Source organism: Altererythrobacter aquiaggeris, assembly GCF_037154015.1.
In the GTDB taxonomy this organism is placed as follows: Bacteria; Pseudomonadota; Alphaproteobacteria; order Sphingomonadales; family Sphingomonadaceae; genus Aestuarierythrobacter; species Aestuarierythrobacter aquiaggeris.
In genome coordinates this window covers 622,579-643,867 of record NZ_JBANRL010000001.1, presented here as the reverse complement: position 1 = coordinate 643,867, position 21,289 = coordinate 622,579, and the positions used below count along the sequence as shown (strand labels likewise).

General features: G+C 58.2%; 19 protein-coding genes. 13 read left to right on the top strand and 6 right to left on the bottom strand.

What is annotated here, in order from left to right; genetic code table 11:
* The first annotated feature begins 72 nt into the window (after window positions 1-72).
* The 4 genes from serS to WFP06_RS03065 are packed head-to-tail and all read left to right on the top strand — an operon-like array spanning window position 73 to window position 4,005.
* A complete protein-coding gene (serS, locus tag WFP06_RS03080) occupies window positions 73-1,353 on the top strand; it encodes a serine--tRNA ligase (protein ID WP_336985777.1) in 1,281 nt (426 codons plus the stop codon).
* Entirely contained in the window at window positions 1,353-2,111 is a 759-nt protein-coding gene (surE, locus tag WFP06_RS03075; RefSeq protein WP_336985776.1) for a 5'/3'-nucleotidase SurE, read from the top strand. Before serS ends, surE begins: the two co-directional genes overlap by 1 nt.
* Window positions 2,108-2,899, top strand: a complete 792-nt coding sequence (locus WFP06_RS03070; protein WP_336985775.1) for a M23 family metallopeptidase — start codon at window positions 2,108-2,110, stop codon at window positions 2,897-2,899. The genes surE and WFP06_RS03070 overlap by 4 nt, the downstream gene beginning before the upstream one ends.
* 26 nt (window positions 2,900-2,925) lie before the next feature.
* Window positions 2,926-4,005 (top strand): potassium channel family protein, encoded by a 1,080-nt coding sequence (locus WFP06_RS03065; protein ID WP_336987614.1) that lies wholly within the window; start codon window positions 2,926-2,928, stop codon window positions 4,003-4,005.
* Between the two features lie 4 nt (window positions 4,006-4,009).
* Here WFP06_RS03065 and WFP06_RS03060 read toward each other — a convergent pair whose 3' ends face one another.
* Complete coding sequence (locus WFP06_RS03060; RefSeq protein WP_336985774.1) at window positions 4,010-4,414, bottom strand: DUF1761 domain-containing protein; 405 nt, start codon at window positions 4,412-4,414, stop codon at window positions 4,010-4,012.
* A 78-nt stretch (window positions 4,415-4,492) separates the two neighbouring features.
* Between WFP06_RS03060 and rimO the strand changes: the two genes are divergently transcribed.
* From rimO to WFP06_RS03020, 8 genes are all read left to right on the top strand, one after another.
* Window positions 4,493-5,866, top strand: coding sequence for a 30S ribosomal protein S12 methylthiotransferase RimO (gene rimO / locus WFP06_RS03055; RefSeq protein WP_336985773.1), 1,374 nt, complete (start codon window positions 4,493-4,495; stop codon window positions 5,864-5,866).
* An 88-nt stretch (window positions 5,867-5,954) separates the two neighbouring features.
* Window positions 5,955-6,689, top strand: a complete 735-nt coding sequence (locus WFP06_RS03050) for a transglutaminase-like domain-containing protein (RefSeq protein ID WP_336985772.1) — start codon at window positions 5,955-5,957, stop codon at window positions 6,687-6,689.
* A gap of 110 nt (window positions 6,690-6,799) precedes the next feature.
* Entirely contained in the window at window positions 6,800-8,239 is a 1,440-nt protein-coding gene (gene zwf / locus WFP06_RS03045) for a glucose-6-phosphate dehydrogenase (protein WP_336985771.1), read from the top strand.
* A complete protein-coding gene (gene edd / locus WFP06_RS03040; RefSeq protein WP_336985770.1) occupies window positions 8,232-10,043 on the top strand; it encodes a phosphogluconate dehydratase in 1,812 nt (603 codons plus the stop codon). Before zwf ends, edd begins: the two co-directional genes overlap by 8 nt.
* Window positions 10,040-11,017, top strand: a complete 978-nt coding sequence (glk, locus tag WFP06_RS03035) for a glucokinase (protein WP_336985769.1) — start codon at window positions 10,040-10,042, stop codon at window positions 11,015-11,017. Before edd ends, glk begins: the two co-directional genes overlap by 4 nt.
* Entirely contained in the window at window positions 11,014-11,628 is a 615-nt protein-coding gene (eda, locus tag WFP06_RS03030; protein ID WP_336985768.1) for a bifunctional 4-hydroxy-2-oxoglutarate aldolase/2-dehydro-3-deoxy-phosphogluconate aldolase, read from the top strand. Before glk ends, eda begins: the two co-directional genes overlap by 4 nt.
* Window positions 11,625-14,408 carry a phosphoenolpyruvate carboxylase gene (locus WFP06_RS03025; RefSeq protein WP_336985767.1) on the top strand — a complete coding sequence of 928 codons (2,784 nt, stop codon included), beginning with the start codon at window positions 11,625-11,627 and terminating at the stop codon, window positions 14,406-14,408. The genes eda and WFP06_RS03025 overlap by 4 nt, the downstream gene beginning before the upstream one ends.
* A 115-nt stretch (window positions 14,409-14,523) precedes the next feature.
* Entirely contained in the window at window positions 14,524-15,255 is a 732-nt protein-coding gene (locus WFP06_RS03020; RefSeq protein ID WP_336985766.1) for a L,D-transpeptidase family protein, read from the top strand.
* Here the strand turns inward: WFP06_RS03020 and tilS are convergent.
* The 5 genes from tilS to WFP06_RS02995 all read right to left on the bottom strand — a co-directional run bounded on the left by tilS (window position 15,252) and on the right by WFP06_RS02995 (window position 20,907).
* On the bottom strand, window positions 15,252-16,187 hold the full coding sequence (gene tilS / locus WFP06_RS03015) for a tRNA lysidine(34) synthetase TilS (protein WP_336985765.1): 936 nt from the start codon (window positions 16,185-16,187) through the stop codon (window positions 15,252-15,254). The two genes, WFP06_RS03020 and tilS, sit on opposite strands and share 4 nt — an antisense overlap.
* Before the next feature lie 19 nt (window positions 16,188-16,206).
* Window positions 16,207-17,178, bottom strand: a complete 972-nt coding sequence (locus WFP06_RS03010; RefSeq protein WP_336985764.1) for a tetratricopeptide repeat protein — start codon at window positions 17,176-17,178, stop codon at window positions 16,207-16,209.
* Window positions 17,179-17,316: 138 nt separating this feature from the next.
* The gene (locus WFP06_RS03005) at window positions 17,317-18,192 is read right to left on the bottom strand and encodes a helix-turn-helix domain-containing protein (protein WP_336985763.1); all 876 of its coding nucleotides are present in this window, start codon (window positions 18,190-18,192) and stop codon (window positions 17,317-17,319) included.
* Window positions 18,193-18,312: 120 nt separating this feature from the next.
* Window positions 18,313-20,583 (bottom strand): phosphoenolpyruvate--protein phosphotransferase, encoded by a 2,271-nt coding sequence (gene ptsP / locus WFP06_RS03000; RefSeq protein WP_336985762.1) that lies wholly within the window; start codon window positions 20,581-20,583, stop codon window positions 18,313-18,315.
* A 90-nt stretch (window positions 20,584-20,673) separates the two neighbouring features.
* Window positions 20,674-20,907: a YdcH family protein gene (locus WFP06_RS02995; RefSeq protein ID WP_336987613.1), complete on the bottom strand. Its 234-nt coding sequence runs from the start codon at window positions 20,905-20,907 to the stop codon at window positions 20,674-20,676.
* A gap of 96 nt (window positions 20,908-21,003) precedes the next feature.
* Here WFP06_RS02995 and WFP06_RS02990 point away from each other — a divergent pair, with 96 nt between their 5' ends.
* Entirely contained in the window at window positions 21,004-21,201 is a 198-nt protein-coding gene (locus tag WFP06_RS02990) for a YdcH family protein (RefSeq protein WP_336987612.1), read from the top strand.
* Window positions 21,202-21,289 lie beyond the last annotated feature (88 nt).

Here is a 21,289-nt window from a genome sequence, read left to right as displayed (position 1 = left end):
CACGGCTTGATTGCGGCGGCAAGGATGCATCTGCTTGAGGTTGCGCGCGAACTATTCCATAGCCTCGGCGCAATGCACGACCTCAAATATATCCGGGACAACCCCGAAACGTTCGACGCCGCCCTTTCCCGCCGCGGAACGGAGCCGATTTCAGCCACTATCATCGAATTGGACGCAGCGCACCGCGCGCTATCTACGAAGGTGCAAGAGGGGCAAGCCCGCCGGAACGAAGCCAGCAAGGCCATCGGCGCAGCAATGGGTAAAGGCGACAAAGCGACGGCAGACAGACTGAAAGCCGAGGTTGCAGAATTAAAGCAGACGATGCCCGCGCTGGAGGCTGAAGAAAAAGAAATCGGCGCCAGGCTGTTCGATTTGCTTGCCCGATTACCCAACCTGCCAGCTGATGACGTGCCGGATGGCGAAGATGAGGCTGACAATGTCGAAGTCTCGATCTGGGGCGACAAGCGCAATTTTGACTTTGCGCCCATGGAGCACGCAGATATCGGGCCCGCGCTGGGTATGGATTTCGAAACCGGGGCAAGCCTTTCGGGTGCCCGATTTACATTTCTGCGTGGCCAGATGGCGCGATTGCACAGGGCAATCGGACAATTTATGCTCGACCGCCAATCGGGCGTGAACGGATATACCGAATGCGCCCCGCCCGTGCTGGTGCTGGACCGGGCCATGTATGGCACCGACAAATTACCCAAGTTCTCAGAGGATTCCTTTCAGACAACCGACGGTCATTGGCTCATCCCGACCGCCGAAGTGAGTTTGACAGCTTCTTCGCAAAACCAGATTCTGGACACGACCACGCTACCCATCCGCATGACTGCACTCACACAATGCTTTCGCAGCGAAGCCGGTTCAGCGGGCAAGGACACACGCGGTTTCATCCGGCAACACCAGTTCGAGAAAGTCGAACTGGTCAGCATCGTAAAACCGGAGGACAGCGAAGCCGAACATGAGCGTATGACCAGAGCGGCCGAAGGTGTTCTGGTAGCGTTGGCCCTGCCCTATCGTAAAGTGCTGCTTTGCACGGGCGATATGGGGTTTGGCGCTCGCAAGACCTATGATCTGGAGGTGTGGCTACCCGGTCAGAATGCCTTCCGAGAGATTTCGTCATGCTCCAACACTGGCGATTTTCAGGCGCGACGCATGAATACGCGCTTCAAGCCCGAGGGCGAAAAAAAGACTGTCTTCCCGCATACGCTGAATGGATCGGGGCTTGCGGTAGGCCGCACTTTGGTTGCAGTAATTGAAAACTACCAACAGGCTGACGGTTCCGTCACAGTGCCGGATGTGCTCGCGCCCTATATGGGCGGAATAACCAGACTGGAGCCTGCCGTATAATGCGCGTTCTGCTCACCAATGACGACGGGATAAATGCGCCGGGCTTCGCAGTGCTCGAGGAAATTGCCCGCACAATCAGCGACGATGTGTGGATCTGTGCGCCCGCTGAAGAACAGTCGGGTGCCGGTCACTCGCTAACGCTGAACGAGCCTGTCAGGCTGCGCAAGCAAGGCGAAAAACGCTTTGCTGTCACAGGCACTCCGACTGACGCGGTCATGCTGGGGTTGAGGACTGTGTTCGATGCGCCGCCCGACCTGATCCTGTCGGGCGTCAATCGCGGCGCCAATCTGGGCGATGACATCACTTATTCGGGCACAGTATCGGCGGCAATGGAAGGCGCGCTTGCGGGTATTCGGTCGATCGCATTAAGCCAGGTTCTCAGCCGCGATGGAGGGCCGGATGATTTTGCCGCAGCCCGCGCTTGGGGCGAGAAAGTGCTTCGTCCGCTGCTTGACATGAATTTTGCAGAACGCTCGCTGGTCAATATCAATTTCCCGCCGCGGGCGGCAATGGACGTAAAGGGCGTCCGCGTAGTCAAACAGGGCTTCCATGATTATTCGCGTGGTTCGGTTGTCGAAGGGCGCGATCCGCGCGGGCTGAAATATTACTGGTTCGGGCTCCACGCGATTGAGCATACGCCGGACCACGGCACTGATCTGGAAGCGATTGCAGATGGTTACATTGCGGTCACGCCGCTAAGGCCTGAATTGACGCACGAGGCATCGCTGGCCTCGCTCAGCGAAAGGTACGCCTCATGAAACGCCTCGCCATTGCCATGGCTGCGCTTCTGCTGGTCGCTGCGGGTGATCCGGCGACGGAAACCGAACACGTTGTGAAGGCGGGTGAAACGCTCGGCGGGATAGCCAACCGCAGCGGCGTTTCATTGGCGGCGATAGCTGCGGCAAACGGCCTGACCGAACCTTATTCGGTGAAAAAGGGCCAGAAACTTTTCATACCGCGCCAACGAACACACACGGTCAGATCCGGCGAGACTGCGATGGGGATTGCTCGCAAGTATCACGTCCCGTTTTCCCAGCTATCGATTGCAAATGGATTGAAGGAAACCGGAGCAATCCGGACAGGGCAGAAGTTGATTATCCCGGCGGTCATTTCGGCCGAACGCATGGCTTCGATTCCGATCCCGGATACACCGGAAGAACCCTATTTCCGGCGTCCGCACGATGGCCGGGTTATGTCTGGTTTCCAACGAAAGGCCGCAGGCGGGGGGCACGATGGGATCGATTTCGAAGCTAAGACGGGTGACATGGTTCGCGCGGCAGCGACCGGCACTGTCATATTCGCCGGCGCTGAACCGGCCCGCTTTGGCCGCCTGGTGGTGATCGATCATGGGCGCGGCTGGCACACCGCTTACGGGCATTTGTCGAGAATCACAGTAACAAAAGGCGAGACGATCCGTGCGGGCGAACGGCTGGGGCTGGCCGGCAACGCTGGAGTTGCCACGAGGCCCGAACTGCACTTTGAAATCCGCAAGCACGGCAAGCCGGTGAATCCGGCTCCCAAATTGCCAAAACGGACCGAAGGCTGATGGGTTTGATGCCTACTCCGAAAGGAATGTTGCCTAAACGAAAAGTGCCGCGCGCATATCGCGGCTCTGGTTTCCAGCCGCTCAGACGGGGGCTGAAAGTCCCGGTATGGGCTGATCTGGGCATCCGCCTCGGGCTGGCGCTTTTCCTGATCACGGTCGTTGTGATGATCCACTGGTGGGACCGCAGCGGACTTGTCGACAATCTCGATGGCGAAATCAGCTTTCTCGATGTCGTCTATTTCACGATGATTTCTATCACCACGACCGGGTTTGGCGATATCGCCCCCATCAGTGACCGCGCCAGGCTGGTCGAAGCGGTCATCGTGACGCCTATCCGCTTCGCTGTGTTCTTCATTTTCGTGGGCACCGCCTATAATTTCATTATCAAGCACAGTTGGGAGAAATATCGCATGTCCCGCATTCAGGAACAGCTCGAGGGACATCTGGTCGTCCTTGGCTTCGGTGTCAGCGGGTCGGAAGCGGTCGGCGAACTGATAGAACGCGGCACAGACCCCAGCGACATCGTCGTGATTGACCCTAGCGAAGAGCGATTGGCAGAAGCGGAATCGCTGGGCTGCAACGTGATGGTGGGAGACGCCACACGTGACCAGACACTGAGAGCGGTGCGTATCGACAAAGCCAAGAATGTGCTGGTCAGTGCGGGCCGGGACGATACTTCGATTCTGCTGGTGCTAACGGTGCGCCACATGGCGCCTGACGTTCCGATCAGCGTAGTCGTACGCGCTAATGATAATGAACTGCTTGCCCGCCAAGCCGGCGCAAACAATGTAATCAATCCTGTTCGGTTTACCGGCCTACTGCTCGCCGGTTCCGCAAAAGGGGCGCATATTGCCGAATATCTCGCCGACCTCGCTTCTGTCACGGGCCGCGTCCAACTGGTCGAACGCGAAATTACCGAAGAAGAGTTTGGCGGCTCGATAACCGAGCTCAAGTCCGGCGGGCGTGGTCTGCGGGTTTACCGCCAGGGAAAAGCACTCGGCTTCTGGGAAGATGCCTGCACAAATCTTCAGGCAGGCGATATCATCGTTGAAATCGTCCCGACGCCAAACGGCAATTCACACGGTGACGGAGAGGGGCAAGACTGAATTTTCAGCCTAGCCAGGCGTGGACAGCGCCCATCGCGAGATAAAACAACATCCAGTAGCCGGCGTCGATGAAAAACAGTGTTTTGCTCTTCTGGGAAAACAGATAATTGGTTCCCAGTGCCGGTATGACGAACCCCGCAGCAACACCCCAGGATAGCATTACCTTGCCGGAAAAGCCGATTTCATAAGCGTAACTTGCGTAGGTATGGGCGAGCGTCCAGCTTGCGAGCAGCGAAAATGCGAAAGTCAGACCGTAAATCAGGCCTACATTACCTTGTTTGATTTGTTCTTCCGTCAGCCCGACCGCGCCCATCCATTTTTTTCCCATGACCGGGCCGTACCAAAGGCCGCCTACGAGGAAGCCTGCTGCAGCGCCCAGTACGATCGTCAACCAATTTACATCGAACACCCGATTTTCTCCCCGAACTACCCAGGCCCGACTGCGGTATAGCGCAAAGCTGCCAACGGGTGTAGGGCGCGCCGCATAATGACGGATATTACAACCACCCTTCCCGATCAGAAAAAGATCGGCCTGGTCTCGCTCGGCTGCCCCAAGGCATTGGTTGATAGCGAGCGGATCCTGACGCGGCTGCGCGCTGACGGCTATGCGATGAGCCCGGATTACGCCGGTGCCGATGTAGTTCTGGTGAACACTTGCGGATTTCTTGATAGCGCCAAGGAAGAAAGCCTTGCAGCAATCGGTGAAGCAATTGCTGAAAACGGCCGGGTAATCGTCACCGGGTGCATGGGTGATGATGCAGACGCCATTCGCGCTGCGCATCCGCAAGTTCTGGCTATAACCGGCGCCCACCAATATGAAGATGTGGTCGAGGCTGTCCACGAGGTTGCACCGCCCTCGCAGGGTCCGTATGTCGATCTGATCCCGCAGCCCGATATCAAACTGACACCGCGCCATTACAGTTATCTGAAAATTTCCGAAGGCTGCAACCATTCTTGCGCGTTCTGCATCATCCCCGACCTGCGCGGCAAACTCGCCAGTCGGCGGATTGATGCGGTGCTGCGCGAGGCAGAAAAGCTCGTCGCTGCGGGCACCAGAGAATTGCTGGTCATTTCGCAGGACACTTCCGCTTACGGGGTCGACACGCGCCACGAGCCAAAACCGTGGAAGGGCCGCCAAGTTCGCGCGCACATGACCGACCTGGCGCGCGAACTCGGACAATTGCAGACACCTGAAGGCCAGACCCCGTGGACGCGTCTGCACTATGTTTACCCGTACCCGCACGTCGATGCGGTCATCCCGCTGATGGCTGAAGGATTGTTGACCCCCTATCTGGACATACCGTTCCAACACGCATCTCCGTCTGTCCTCAGGGCAATGAAACGTCCGGCGAACGAAGCCAAGGTGCTGGAACGACTGAAAAGCTGGCGTGAAATCTGTCCTGAAATTGCTGTGCGATCCAGTTTCGTCGTCGGCTTCCCCGGCGAAACCGAAGATGATTTCAAATATCTGATCGACTGGCTGGAAGAAGCGCAGCTCGACAGAGTGGGCGCGTTCCGTTTTGAACCTGTTGCAGGCGCACAGGCCAATGCTCTCCCCAATCCGGTCGCCGAAGACATCAAGGAAGAACGCTACGCCCGGCTGATGGAAGTTACTGCACGGATCAGCGCGGCCAAATTGACGGCAAAAATCGGTAAGATCCTGCCGGTTATCATAGATGACGTAGGAGAGGCAGACGAGGACGGAGACGTTGGCGCCACCGGGCGTAGCCAGGCCGATGCTCCCGAAATCGACGGCAATGTCTTTCTGCGGAATGTGCCTGCAACGCTTTCGGCTGGAGATTTCGTCGACGTCCACATCGAAGATTCCGATGCCCATGATTTATTCGGCGTAATTTCGTGAAACGATGCGGCCCGCCGCCCGTTGCCCGCTCATGACAGTAAAAATATCCGTCCGATTATCGCTTGAATTGTCAGAACCTACTGACACCATGCTGCAGTTTGAAGCTGCGGCAATTCCCGAACAGCGGATTATTTCCAGCGAAACAAAACTGGGCAGGTCGGACCACTGCGTGCGCGTTCCGGCGCAGGACGATATCGGCAATCGCCTGATGCTGAGAATTAATGGCAAATATGCGATTGATTACGATGCCGAAGTGCAGGTCGAACGCAAAATTCCCGATCTCGCCACTCTGGCACGCATGGCACCGCACGAATTGCCCGGTGAAACGATCCAGTATCTGCTCGATTCCCGCTATTGTCAGGCCGACAAGTTCCAACCCTTTGTCCAAGCGGAATTTGGCGGCGTGGAAGGCGGCGCAAAGATTGCCGCAATGCGCGACTGGATCGAAAGCCATTTTACCTATGTGCCGGGTAGTTCAAGCCCTGAAACCACAGCACTTGACAGTTTTGTGGAACGGCGCGGCGTCTGCCGCGACTACACCCATGTGATGGTTACGCTGGCGCGTGCGGCAGGTTTTCCAGCACGCTATTGCAGCGTTTTTGCCCCTGGTGTAGAACCCCCGGATTTCCATGCGGTGGCTGAGGTGTTTCTCGCCGATTCAGACGGCGTTGGCGGGACATGGCAATTGGTCGATGCGACCGGAATGGCTGATGCGGATGAAACGGTAAAAATCGGGGTCGGGAGAGATGCGGCTGACGTCAGCTTCATGACAACCTTCGGAATGGCAGAGCTTATCTACAAGGAAGTTTCTGTAACAAGCTGACGCACAACTTGTGCATTCGTATTAAGAGCGGCAATCCGTGACATTCGCCGCGCTGTCGCATAGCCTTGAAGCCGCTCCAATCAGACCCGTCTGACTGAAAGGTTTCGCGCATGAATTTCACGGCCGACCGCTTGCTTCTGTTCGGGGCGACAGGTGACCTGGCTCAGCGTATGCTGCTGCCATCGCTTTGCGCACTCGAAGCAGACGGACTTCTCCATCCGGAATTGCGAATTATCGGTACCGCCCGGTCCGAATTTGATGACGCCGGGTATCGTAATCTAGCCCGGGAAGCGCTCGAGAAATACATGCCCGCAGACCGCCGCGGCAGCGTGGCGCAATTTCTCAATCGCCTGAGATACCAGCCACTCGACGCCACCACGCTCGATGGATTTGAAGAACTTGCGGACAAGGTCGGCAAGCCAGGTGAAGGCTTGGCAATCTTTCTTTCTACTGCACCCGGCCTGTTCAAACCCACGATCGAAGGATTGCAGCAAAGCGGGCTCACCGGTGACAAGGTTCGCATCGGCCTCGAAAAGCCGCTTGGCACCGATCTGGCTTCAAGCTGCGAAATAAATAACGCGGTCGCTGCGGCCTTCACCGAGGACCGCATTTTCCGGATCGATCACTATCTGGGCAAGGAAACGGTCCAGAACCTGCTCGCGCTACGGTTTGCGAACATCATGTTCGAACCGTTGTGGAACGCGGCACATATCGATCATGTCCAGATCACCGTTGCTGAAACTGTCGGCCTTGAAGGACGCGTGGCATTTTATGACGATGCGGGCGCGCTGCGCGATATGGTCCAGAACCATATGCTGCAATTGCTTGCGCTGGTTGCAATGGAACCTCCAGGCAATTTCGATGCAACTGCCGTCCGCGATGAAAAGGTGAAGGTATTGCGCGCACTGCGCCCCGTCGAAGACGCACAAACTGTGACCGGGCAATATCGCGCCGGCGCGGTTAATGGCAGCGCGGTGCCGGGGTATGACGATGAACTTGGCAAGAATTCGGACACCGAAACATTTGTCGCGATCAAGGCGCATGTCGATAATTGGCGCTGGAAAGGTGTTCCGTTTTACCTGCGCACGGGCAAGCGCCTGCCCCGCCGTGTGACCGAGATTGTTGTACAGTTCCGCTGCGTCCCGCATTCGATATTTGCCGAAAAAGGCGCGAAGATGAGGCCAAACAGACTGGTAATCGGCATCCAGCCTGAGGAAAATGTCAGCCTTTCCCTGATGGCCAAGGTGCCCGGGCTGGACCGTGATGGCATCCGCTTGCGCAGCATTCCGCTCGATATAACCATGCCTGATGCCTTTTCCGGCAAGCACCGCCGGATCGCTTATGAGCGGCTGTTGCTGGATCTGGTGGTCGGTGACCAGACGTTATTCGTCCGCCGCGACGAGGTGGAGGCGCAGTGGGAATGGATCGACGCTATCCGTTCCGTATGGTCGGACCAATCGCAGGAGCCAAAAACCTATACTGCCGGGAGCTGGGGCCCGAGTTCGGCAATCGCACTGGCTGAACGTGACGGGGTGACCTGGAATGAATGAACTGCACCCAACTCTTGTCAAGGTCACGCAGAGGATCATCGACAAATCGCGGGATTCGCGAAGGCGCTATATCGAAACGGTTGAACGCGGACTGCAAAATCAGCCGGACCGCTCCTCGGTCAGCTGCAGCAATCTGGCCCATGCTTTCGCTGGTGCGCAGGTTGACCAGCTGGCTTTGAAAACCTTGGCCGGACCAAACATCGGGATTGTCTCTGCCTACAACGATATGCTTTCCGCCCATCAGCCCTACGGCCGATACCCCGAACGCCTTAAAGTTTACGCGCGCGAAATTGGTGCGACAGCGCAGGTCGCCGGGGCAACGCCGGCGATGTGCGACGGGGTCACCCAGGGCGAAGATGGTATGGAACTGTCGCTGTTCAGCCGCGATGTTATTGCGCTAAGTACCGGTATCGCACTGAGCCATGCGATGTATGACGGCATGTTGATGCTGGGTATTTGTGACAAAATCGTCCCCGGCCTTCTGATCGGTGCGCTAAGGTTTGGCCATCTGCCGGCGATCTTTGTGCCAAGCGGGCCGATGCCGTCCGGCCTTCCCAATAAACAAAAGCAGCAGGTTCGGCAGCTATATGCAGAAGGCAAGGCAACGCGGGCCGATTTGCTGGAAAGTGAAAGCGCAAGTTACCATTCGCCCGGAACTTGCACATTTTACGGTACGGCCAACTCGAACCAGATGATGATGGAATTGATGGGGCTGCACCTGCCCGGTGCCGCCTTCATCCAGCCGGGCACGAAGCTGCGTCAGGCTCTGGACCGGGAAGCTGTCCACCGCGTGGTGGCTATCGGTCACGGCGGCAGCGATTATCGCCCGCTGGGCCGCTGCGTCGACGAAAAAGCGATCATCAATGCCGCGGTTGGCCTGCTCGCCACCGGCGGTTCGACGAACCATGCGATCCACATTCCCGCGATGGCGCGGGCAGCGGGTGTCCAGATCGACTGGACGGATATTTCCGAGCTGTCCGGTGCAGTGCCGCTGCTCGCCAGCGTTTATCCTAATGGCCCGGGCGATGTGAACCATTTCCACAATGCGGGCGGGATTGGATATATCATCGGCGAATTGCTGGAAAACGGGCTCGCGCACGCTGACATACTGACCGTCGGTGGCAGCAGTCTGGCCGACTATGCCAAGGAGCCGGGCCTCGATGGCGACAGCCTGGTTTGGCGCGATATCGGCGCAAGTGCTGACGACGCCATGCTACGAACGGTTGCAAATCCTTTTCATGCTGATGGCGGGATGCGGCTGGTGCAGGGCAATCTCGGTCGTGCCTGTTTCAAAACCAGTGCGATCGGCCGCGAACGTTACACGGTGGAGGCACCGTGCCGTGTGTTCTCTACCCAGCAGGCTGTGGCCGAGGCGTTCAAAAAGGGCGAACTTGACCGTGATGTGGTCGTCGTGGTGCGGTTTCAGGGGCCACGCGCCAACGGAATGCCCGAACTCCACGCGCTAACCCCACCGCTGGGCGTTTTACAGGATCGCGGCTACAAGGTTGCGCTTGTAACAGATGGCCGTATGTCCGGCGCGAGCGGGCGGGTACCCGCGGCGATCCATTGTTCGCCCGAAGCGCTTGGCGGCGGCCCGCTGTCCTTTTTGCAGGACGGCGACATCGTGCGGCTTTGCGCGGTGGACGGCACGCTTGCCACGACCGCTGACCTTACCGGCCGCTCTCCTGCATCGGCTGCCGAAGAAACGACCGGTATGGGACGCGAATTGTTCGCGATGTTCCGCGCTGGGGCCGATGATGCAGAACGCGGCGGCTCAGCTGTGCTTGCGGGAGCGGGTTTGTGACCCAGATTGTCACCGTCGATATCGGGGGGACGCACGCTCGGTTTGCCATCGCTGAGATCGGCGATAATGGCCAAATATCTTTGGGCGAACCGGACACCCTGCACACCAAAGACCATGCCAGTTTCCAGACTGCGTGGGAGCATTTCAAGTCTCGGCAGGGCGGTAAATTGCCCGATGCGGTCGCAATTGCAATTGCCGGACATATCGGCGGCGATGTAATCCGCTTCACCAACAACCCGTGGATTCTGAGGCCTGCACGCATCAGGGAAAAGCTCGGTGTTTCGCGATATGCGCTGGTGAATGATTTTGGCGCCGTGGGTCACGCGGTCGCCCGGGCAGAGCCGCAGCACTTCATGCACCTTGCAGGTCCAGACATTCCGCTAACCGACGATGGCACAATCTCTGTGCTTGGCCCAGGCACCGGGCTGGGCGTCGCACATGTCTGGCGCGGGCCCAATGGCGCTTACCGCGTTCAGGCCACCGAAGGAGGCCATATGGATTTCGCCCCGCTGGATTCCATCGAAGATGCCATATTGGCGCGCCTTCGCAAGCGGCACGACAGGGTATCGGTCGAACGGGTTGTCGCAGGCCCGGCAATCGTCTCCATTTACCAGACGCTTGCCGCCATGGAAGGCAGGGCCATCGCCGACCAAGACGATCTTGAAATCTGGACCAGAGGAATGTCTTCGCAGGATACTTTGGCCGGCGCGGCGGTTGACCGGTTCTGCCTGTCGCTCGGTAGCATAGCGGGCGATATTGCGCTGGCCCAAGGCGGCTTTGGCGGGGTCGTTATCGCCGGAGGGCTAGGTTACCGAATTCGTGATACGCTGTTGTCATCGGGATTTGCAGAACGTTTCCGTGCCAAGGGACGGTTCGAAAGGCTCATGTCCGACATCCCCGTCAAACTGATCATCCATCCCCAGCCGGGCCTCTTCGGCGCCGCCGCTGCTTTCGCCAAGGAACACTTCGCATGACCGATATCGCTGCCATCATGACCACAGCACCGGTTATCCCTGTTCTGGTGGTGGACGACATCGGTCAGGCCCGGCCGCTGGCCCACGCCCTTGTCAGCGGCGGGCTCCGGGTTCTCGAAGTGACTTTGCGCACACCCGCCGCGCTCGAAGTGATCAGGGCGATGCGCGAGGTGGAGGGTGCGATTGTCGGTGCCGGTACAGTCACCAATCCGCGCGAATTGGATCAGGCACTGGAGGCTGGCAGCGAATTTATCGTCTCGCCGGGTCTGACCGACAAGCTGGGCCAGGCTGCTATCGCAACGGGCGTTCCGTTTCTGCCGGGCATCGCGAACGCCGGAGATATCATGCGCGGACTTGATTTGGGGCTGACCCACTTCAAATTTTTCCCTGCGACCGCCGCCGGCGGGATTCCTGCGCTCGCAGCGCTGGCTGCACCATTCGGTCAGGTCCGATTTTGCCCAACCGGTGGTATTTCGGCAGAAACCGCGCCCGACTGGCTCGGCATGGACCATGTGCTGTGTGTTGGCGGCAGCTGGATCGCACCGCGCGGGACATCCGATTATGTCGGGGTTGCAGAAACGGCCAGAAAAGCCGCGGCGTTCGCAACATGAAAACCGTGGCAAACCTGACCAGCCGCCTGCAGGAAATGCACCTGCAAACTGCGGAGACCCCGATATTCAACCCCGTATTCCAACTCAGCCTCGAGCTATCCAGAGAACTTGAAGGAGGGCGTCTGGACTTGTCCGACATGGCGAATTTGGTCGCCGAACTGGAATGCGACGGGCTGAAATCTCGCGCGACGCGCCTCAGGCGGCTTGTCGAACCGGTTGAGATTCAAAGCAATATAGACCTGTCGCGCGGCGAACTGAATAGCGACACTAGTGATTTCGCGGCGTTTCGCGAAAAGTGGGCGCGCCCGCAGCTACACGCCGTCTTTACCGCGCACCCCACTTTCCTGATGACCGATGCTCAGTCGCAAGCCGTGGCAGCATCGGCATCACGAGCTGCCGAGATTGACGATACGTCCTGCGCGGCTCCCGGAGACAGGCCGGCCATCACGCTTGAGTATGAACATGAGCGCGCCATGTCGGCCATCGCTAATGCAGCCAGCGCCCGTGATGCCATCGTGACCGAAGTGCTTCGGACAGCCCGCACTAAATATCCTGACGATTGGCACACGCTTGCGCCAGCCCCGGTACGATTTGCCAGTTGGGTCGGATATGACATGGACGGGCGAACAGACATCGCATGGTACACGTCGCTGGCCTTCAGGCTGGCGGAAAAGGCCGCGCGGGTTGAACGCTACGCCGACAGTCTGGAAGCGATAATTGCAGATCATCCGCTGATAGAAAAACTGCGGGCGGCCGGCGAACAGGCCGCAGGCCATTCCGCAACCTTTCGGACAGACCTGACCGATCCTGCCGCACTGAGCGCAGCGGCCAACCGGCTTACTGCGGATAATCCGGACAAGCTGATCAGCCTTTTGCCGATTATTGACCAACTTGATAGCGAGGCACGTGGCGGTGACGCGGACACGGCGGTTGGACTCAAAACACTGACATCGGCGATGCGCGCAGACGGGCTCGGCGCTGGCTGGGTTCATTTTCGCGTCAATGCGAAACAGCTGCATAACGGTATCCGCCGCCGGATTGATGACGATGCATCGCTTGATCTTGGCAGCCGCGGCGCAATGGCAACGCTCAGGCACATGCTTGATGAGGTGCAACCGCTGCGTACCAATTTCGCCGCGCTGGCGATCGAAAGCAGCACGGCAATTCGCCAGTTTCTGGCGATGGCGCAAATATTGCAACATATTGACGCCGATGCACCGATCCGGATGTTGATTGCGGAATGCGAGCAGCCCGCCACGATCCTGGCATCGCTGTATTTTGCCAAACTATTCGGAATCGAGGACAAGGTCGATGTTTCGCCATTGTTCGAAACCGAAAGCGCTCTCGAACATGGCGGACGCTTCCTTGATGCGCTATTGGCCGAACCATCGTACCGCGAATACGCAGAAAAACGCGGGCGCGTGTGCATCCAGACCGGCTTTTCCGATGCCGGGCGGTTTGTCGGTCAAATCCCCGCCAGCCTCGCTATCGAGCGCCTGCAAGGCCGCTTGGCCGATGCGATGAAGGCCAACGGCCTGACCGGTGTTGCGGCGCTCATATTCAACACGCACGGGGAAAGCATGGGCCGCGGCGCGCATCCCGCCAGCTTTGCCGACCGCCTCGAATGGCCATTATCGCCCTGGACGCGCCGCCGGTTCGCACGGGCAGAAATCGATCTCGAACCCGAGGTCAGCTTTCAAGGCGGCGATGGTTATCAGTTCTTCGCAACACCTGAACTGGCGCTCGCGACTCTCTCGAGGATAGTCCAGCTCAAGCCTGCCGAAACCGACACTGACGCTCCAGTTGACGAATTTTACCGCCGCACCGATCTCAGCCTCGACTTTTATCGCGCAATTCGGACGCACCAGCACAGGCATTTGCGGTCAAGAACCTATTCGCGGGCAGTTACCGCCTTCGGGCTGGGCATGCTGAATGGAACAGGCAGCCGGGTATCCAGGCGGCAATCCGATCTGGCTGCCGACCGGGCAATGACGCTAAGACAAATTCGGGCAATTCCGCATAACGCCGTGCTCCAGCAGCTTGGCTATCCGGTGAATGTCATTGCCGGTGTGGGCAGTGCTGCAGAAGGCAACTACGAAGATATTGCAGCATTGCTCAAGGAATCGCCGCGTGGCCGCCAGCTTATGCGGCTCGTCCGCGCATCCAATGCTTTGGCCAGTATCAAGACCGTTGCGGCCTATGGCGAATTGTTCAATTCCGCCTATTGGGCCAGCCGTCCCTATCGCGGGACCGAAAGCCATTTGTCCGATGCGTGCGAGGCATTGGCGGAATATCTTACCAAGGACGACCGCACCGGGGTGTTTCGCCGTCTCGCGTCACGGCTGCGTGTTGATGCATTAAAGCTGCACCGCCTTTTTGCTCTGGTCCCCGATGAAAAACCGCTCGACGACCGCGAGCATGTCCGCCGCGCCATCGGCGTGCTGCAGGCGCTGCGTCTGGCATTGTTCCAGCATATGTTCCTGCGAGCTGTCGGGATGCCTGCGTTTAGCCGGGCCAATGATATCAGCCGCGAAGATGTGCTGGAAATGGTCTTCAGCTTGCGGATTGACGATGCCTTGGCCCAGATGCGCCGGGCATTCCCGACCAGATTTTCGGGCGTGGAAGATTTCGCGATGGATGCCCCCAGCGACTATCCTGATGGCGACGGAGAAGGATATGCAGCATTGCACCGCGAATACATCGATCCCATCGATCAGGCGAACCAGCTGGCATTGAGAATTAGCGCAGCAATCGCAAACCAGTTCGGCGCGCACGGTTAGGCCGGACTCGATGAAAATCCGGCCCTGTTAACATTTAGAAATAACGCCGTTCCACAAAGGGACGGCGTTTTTCGATGGCTGGCAAATTTGGCGCTTTGGGCGCATCATCCAGTTCATGGACCCGATGATCAAATGGATTGGTGGAACGACCGCCGCGATTGCCATCATTTTTGGCGGCGCAAGCCTAGCGGAACGTTTGGTGGCCGGCGATGTGCCGACCGCAAACAAAGCTGCACCAGTTTTGACGATGGACGAAGCGATCCCCGCCGAGGGTACCGGTTCGGGCGCTGCACAGTCTCCGCAGCCCGGAATGGTATCCGACCCCGTCGTCCAGGCGAAACCCGGCTCCAGTCCCGGTGCTGCTGTCCGTTCCCCGGAAAAGGACGAACGGTTTGTCATTAAGCGAATCCTGCCGATCAACGGCCCGATCAAATATGGCGAGTGGCACTGGGATGAAAAAGGCGTGCCTGATGGCCCGTTGGTGATGACAGTCGACCTCGACGCCCGCGTTATTTCAGTCTTCCGCGGCGGATATGAGATTGGTGCGGCGGCGGTCCTGCTTGGTACCCAGGACCACCCCACACCGCTCGGCACATTCCCGATCCTTTCTAAGGAACGTCATAACGTTTCGGAGAAATACGATAACGCCCCGATGCCGTACACTTTGCGGCTTACATCGGACGGGATTGCGATTCATGGTTCGCAAGTAGAAAACGGCTATGCCAGCCATGGCTGCGTGGGAACGCCAAATGCATTCGCCGCAAAGGTTTTTGCAGCAGCCAAAAGGGGTGACAAAGTCATCATTACACGGGGCGAAACGATGTCGATCGGTGAATCGATCCTTTAGTTATCTTCGCTGCGTCGCCCGCTCTCGGCGCGGAAATTCCACAATCCCCGACTTGACGTGGCGACCACACCGGCCAGGCTGGCGCCCTTACCATTTTCCAGTGCGGCCATCAGACGCGCGATGCTGGCACCGCGCGGCGTCTTGCCGAATTCCGCAAAAATCCGCCCAAGTACCCTTAGTCTGATCGCGCGCGGCGCGGTCGGTCGGTAAATATGCGTTTCTCCGCCTCGCTCGATGCAATCCTGCCATTCGATATCCGCCGCCCAATCGAGTGCGTGATCTGCATCGGCCAAATGGCTTGCACTTGCTGCAATTGCCTCGACGTCAAGCCAGGTTGCGCCTGACAAAGCATTGCGTATTTTCACACGGTCGAATGTACCATCACGGTTTGACGGGTCATCGGTCGTGCAGATCCCGGCAGCGTTGCACACAGAGGCCAACTCTTCCCGCCGCCAGCCGAGCAGCGGACGGATCAACGGCCGGCTGCTTTCCGGTACGTTGCCCACTTCGCGTACACCGGCCAGCCCCGCGACACCGCTGCCCCGGTTTAGACGCATTAACAATGTCTCCGCCTGATCGTCGGCATGATGTGCTGTCGCCAACACAGCCAACCCGCGATCAGCCATCCAGCCGTCCAACGCGGCATAACGGACATCCCTCGCGGCTTTTTGCAAATTACCGCCCGCAACCTTCACAGCGAGTGTTTGGTGCGGGATCCCAATCGTCTTACAATACAGTGCGACCATTGCGGCCTCTTGCGCCGCTTCGGCACGTAACCCGTGATCGACCGTCGCCACCTCGATCCGGTCCGGCATATACGCATGGGCCAGCCAAAGCATCGCCATGCTGTCGGGGCCGCCGGATACGGCAAGCCCGATGCGCCCCTCACCGTCCCAGCAACGCTCCAATGCGGAGCGAAAGCGGGCGATCAAACCGGATTCTAACGCCGTATCAATTGCAGGAAACTTTGCCGATGTTAGCCTGATAGCTACTGGCCAAGCGGCCGCTGGCAAGCGCTGGATAGGTCTCGCCAAACTCCGATAATGCGATGCAAGCGCGGCTGGTGTCTTTGAGTTCGATCATGGTTTGCGCCAGGAAAAGCAGACTGTCTCCGGCGCGCGCGCCTGTCTTGTCCGATTGATAATTCTGAAGGAACCAAGGCGCAGCGTCGCGCGCCTTCCCGTCGTCAAGATACGCACGGCCCAACAGGTTACGCCCGTAGGTTGTACGCCAGTGGCTGGGATATTTGTCGAGGAACAGCCTTAATTGCTGCTGTGCTTCAGGATAAAACCCGGCCTCCCACAGGCGGAAACCGTAAGAATATTCGTCATCTGCAGCGTCGCCTGTTGCAGGCTTGGCTATCTGGCTGACAGCGGCCAACCTTGCGCTGGTCGGGCCGGTTGTCACAGGCGTGGCAGCCGCCGTCGCGGGGCGTGACGCCCCGCCCGTCATGGCTGCCAGATTTTCGCTGGAGGATGCGGGAATCGGCTGCGTTGCGGCTACGACCGGATCCTGAGTGGTTGATTGCGGGGCCGTTTGGGGCACCGCTACCGCGCCGGTGGACGGACTTTCAAGGGCTGTCAGGCGGGCCGTAAGCAATCCCAAACCGTTTGTGTTCTCTTCGGTTTGGGAGGTCAATCGCTGTAGCTGTGTCTCCAGTGCGTCAAGTCGCACCAGAATATCCGTCACGGCATTGGTCGAGCCTGGTATTGGCACTTGCACGCTCTGCGAATTGCCGATCTCGGGCTCGAAATATCGTCCTGCCCCGCCAGGAAAAACTTTGCGCTGCAAAGCGCGGACTTCCGCCTCCAGTTTCTGGATGCGAAGCTGCTCGCTATCCTGCGCGCTTACGGCGGGGGACCCGGCCAATACCGCCAGCGCCGCCAATGATCCGAAACCCGCCCGTCCGACAAACCTAAGCATTCATTCTAGCTCCCATCCCGAGATTACGCTTGCGCTGATGAACGGCAAATACCGAACCTTCGCTGAATATGGTAAACGCGTTTGTGCCGCAGCATTCCCGCCTTGTCGAGCATCGGCGATGCCCCGCAGGGGGATAGTCTATTGGCTTTCTTCCGCAACGGGCGTTCCGGCAGGCTCTGCCACTGGGGCTTTTTCGCGCGCGATCAGTGCCGCCGCTGTTATCGGGATGTCCTTCATGATGCCATCGTCGTCCGCAAGTTTGGGCACGGATTTGCCACCGACAGTTATGCTCAGCGCGTCTGGCCGGCCCGTCCATAGAAGCGGGCCTTCGGCGTCTGCAGGAACCGTGTATGTTTCATTCAATGCCATCTGTTTTTGCATAAGTTGGCTGCCATTGGCATCATAGAATTTAACCCAGACCCCATCTTCCAGTGAGGTGAACACCACCGGTCCAACGGCGAGACCATCGGCCGGCACTTGCTCGGCTTTGGCAGGCCGGGTTTTCTGCAAAGCCAACTGCTCGTCTTGCAACGCGGGGAGATCGGCGGCCGGGCTGATGTAGCTCCGGTAGAATGTATAAATGCCCGCAAGCAGCAGGATTAGTGCAAAGACAGAAAACAATGCGAGTTTGGCGCTCGGCGAACGCCCCGGATCGCCGGGCTCGAAAGTGCCGCCACGTGACCCTCCGTCCTCGTCCGCCGCATTATCCAGTTCCGCGCGGACCTCGGTAGCAATCTCGTTCTCGTTCAACCCGACAAGCCGGGCATAGCTACGCGAAAATCCGATGGCGTATGTCCGGCCCGGCAGCTTCTTGAATTTTCCGTTTTCAATCAGGTCTATATGGCTGGAGTTTATGCGGGTTTCGGCAGCGACTTGTTCGGCAGTTAAGCCTTTGGCCTCTCGGGCGAGGCGCAGACGCTCGCCTACTCCGCCCAAGGGCAGCTGTTCTTCGCGAAAATCGTCTTCATCGGCCATCTCGGTTCCAAAGTCAGATACATGCACAGGGAGGTACATGAGAAATGCGCGGGGAGGTTAAGTCAAGCAGGCAATTGAATGAGCCGATAACAGTGCGGCGGACCGAGAGCTAGTCGGGACGAAGCATGCGCCACGCGGAGAGATGTGCAAATCGCCGGGTCAGTCGGTTTCGATCCCGCGTTCTTCAGCCCATTCCAGCATCGCTGTCCGCATATTTTCCGGCGGCGATAACAGCCAGCCGTTCATCGCATCGCCGATTTCTGTCAAATCGACCTTGCGAACCAGTTCCTTGATCGGTCCGACTGCAGCGGGGCTGATGGATAGCCTGCGAATACCCAGCCCAAGAAGTGCAAGTGCTTCAAGCCGCCTACCGCCCATTTCGCCGCAAACGGTTACATCGATCTGACTGCCGATGGTGGACTGGACGATCCGGCGCAAAAACCGCAAAATAGCCGGGCTCAGCCAGTCATAACGCTCTGCCAGCTTCGGATTTGCCCGATCGGCGGCGAATAAAAACTGGGTCAGATCATTCGTCCCGATCGAGATGAACGACAACTTCGGGATCAGAATATCGAGCACTTCGGCGAGTGACGGCACTTCGAGCATCGCACCGTACCGGATGGAATCCGGCAGCATTTTTCTTTGTGTCTGCAAATGCGCGATCTGTTCTTCGAAGACTTCTTTGGCGGCATCGAACTCCCACGGTTCCGAAATCATCGGAAACATGACGTTGAGTTGGCGGCCTGCGGCCGCTTCGAGCAAAGATCGAGCTTGTGCCTTCAGCAGTCCCCTGCGTTCGAGCGACAGCCGCAAAGCACGCCACCCCATCGCCGGATTTTCTTCCCGCGCTGTGTATTCGCTGTTGAGATACGGCACCGCCTTATCGCCGCCAATATCCACCGTGCGGAAAATGACCGGCTTTGATCCAGCCCCGTCCAGCACATCACGGTATAATCGTGTCTGGCGGTCGCGCGAAGGCATCGTGGCAGATACCAGAAACTGGAATTCGGTGCGGAACAGGCCAATCCCATCAGCACCCGACAGGCTGAGAGCCGCCATGTCATCGCGCAAACCGGCATTCATCATCACGTGAATGCGCGTACCATCACGGCTGAAGGGTTCTACATCGCGAAGTGCGGCATATGCTGCCTGCCGTTCACGGTTTTTCGCAAACCGCGTTTCGAATGTGTCGATAACGGTCTGATTGGGACGTAGGGTGACAGAAGCGCGTTCCGCATCAAGCAACACGTGATCGCCCTCACGCAGACTGCTGCGCAGTCCGCCCACTTGCCCTAGCACCGGAATCCCCATTGCCCGAGCCACGATCACCACATGTGCGGTAAGCGAACCTTCCTCCAGAATGACGCCTTTCAAACGGCGCTTGTCATATTCGAGCAGTTCAGCCGGCCCTAAATTGCGGGCAATGAGAATAGTGTCACCGCGCAGACCCTTCGTCGCTGCCGTGCCCAACTGACCTGAGACGATCCGTAGCAGACGGTTGGCGAGATCTTCGAGATCATGCATTCTGTCACGCAGGAGCGGATCGCCGATTTCACGCATCCGCATCCGTGTATGCTGCTGCACTCTTTCGATCGCTGCTTCGGCTGTCAGACCGCTGTCGATCGCCTCATTGATCCGCCGCCCCCAGCCCTCGTCATAAGCGAACATCTTGTAGGTTTCGAGAACCTCGACATGCTCGCCGCCAACACCGAATTCGGCCTGTGCGGTCATATGTTCGATCTGGGCTCGCATCCGGTCGAAAGCGAGATAGACGCGCTGGCGTTCCGCTTCGGTATCTTCCGCAACGGTATGTTCGATGGTTATCCGCGGCTGGTGATAGACGGCGGTTCCGCTGGCAAGGCCTTTGACCAGCGCCAACCCCTCGAGCTTCTGCGATTCCACCATCTTTCCGGACGCTGCATCGCTACCCTCGTCATCGACGAGGCCGGCATTATCAATCAGCTCGGCAAGCACCATGGCCACAGTCTGCAAAGCTTCTATTTCGACGTCTTCGTACTTTCTCGGGTCGGCGTGCTGCACGTTGAGCACACCGATTGCACGCTGGCGTCTGACGATCGGCACGCCGGCAAAGGAATGATACATATCTTCGCCCGTCTCCGGCCGGTGCGCAAAGTCGGGATGGGCCGCAGCCTCCGCCAGATTGAGCGTTTCGACATGGTCAGCTATCTGGCCGGTAAGCCCTTCGCCAATTGCCAATCGGGTGACGTGCACGGCGCTCTGGTTCAGCCCTCGCGTCGCATATAGTTCCAGCACACCTTCGCGAAGCAGATAGATTGAGCAGACCTCACTATCCAGCTCCTCACCGATAATCTGTACAACCTGGTCTAGTTTGCCCTGGGCGTGGTGGCGCGATGCCATTACCTCGTGAAGGCGGCTGAGGATCGTCCGTGCGGAGGTGGCTGCGGTCATGCGAAACGACTAGAACAGATCACCCTGCAAGGGAATGACTTGGCAGCGTTAATTTGCGGCCATGCAGGAATAAGGTCTGGCAGAGAGCGCTTAAATATGGGCGAGCTCTTCCTTGATCCGCAGCTTCTTTTTCTTAAGAGCGTGAATTTCTGTCTCGTTAGGTTGCGGCCGTTTTTGTTCTTCTCGGATGCGGGCTTCCAAACCGGCATGTTTGGTCTGAAGGGCGGCTGCGTGAGACGTTTCCATCAAATGCTCCTGTGCTGTTGCGGCGATACGCACCGACTCGGCCTGAACGGCTGAGCCGGGCAAGTTGCAATCAATCACAAACAAGCCGTCTTGCGAACCCCCTCGCTTGCGCTAAGCGACAAATAAGAAGTTTTACGCGATAGAGTGTTGGCGAATCTGGTTCTGGAGCATGCGGTGAGTGAAGAAGAAATGCGCAAGCGCCTCGCTGCACTTCGAAGCGAGCACCGCGATCTGGATGCAGCAATCGATGCACTGACGGCGGCGGGATCGACCGACCAGTTACAAATTGCGCGCCTGAAAAAACGGAAGTTGGGAATCAAAGATCAGATCTCGGTTTTTGAAGACTATCTGATTCCGGATATAATTGCCTGAAAGCGTGCCTAATCGGGACAGGCATAAAACGGTTTGTGAATAATCCGGTCGCGGTATTGGCAGCGTCAGGTCGATCGGCGTAGCGAAG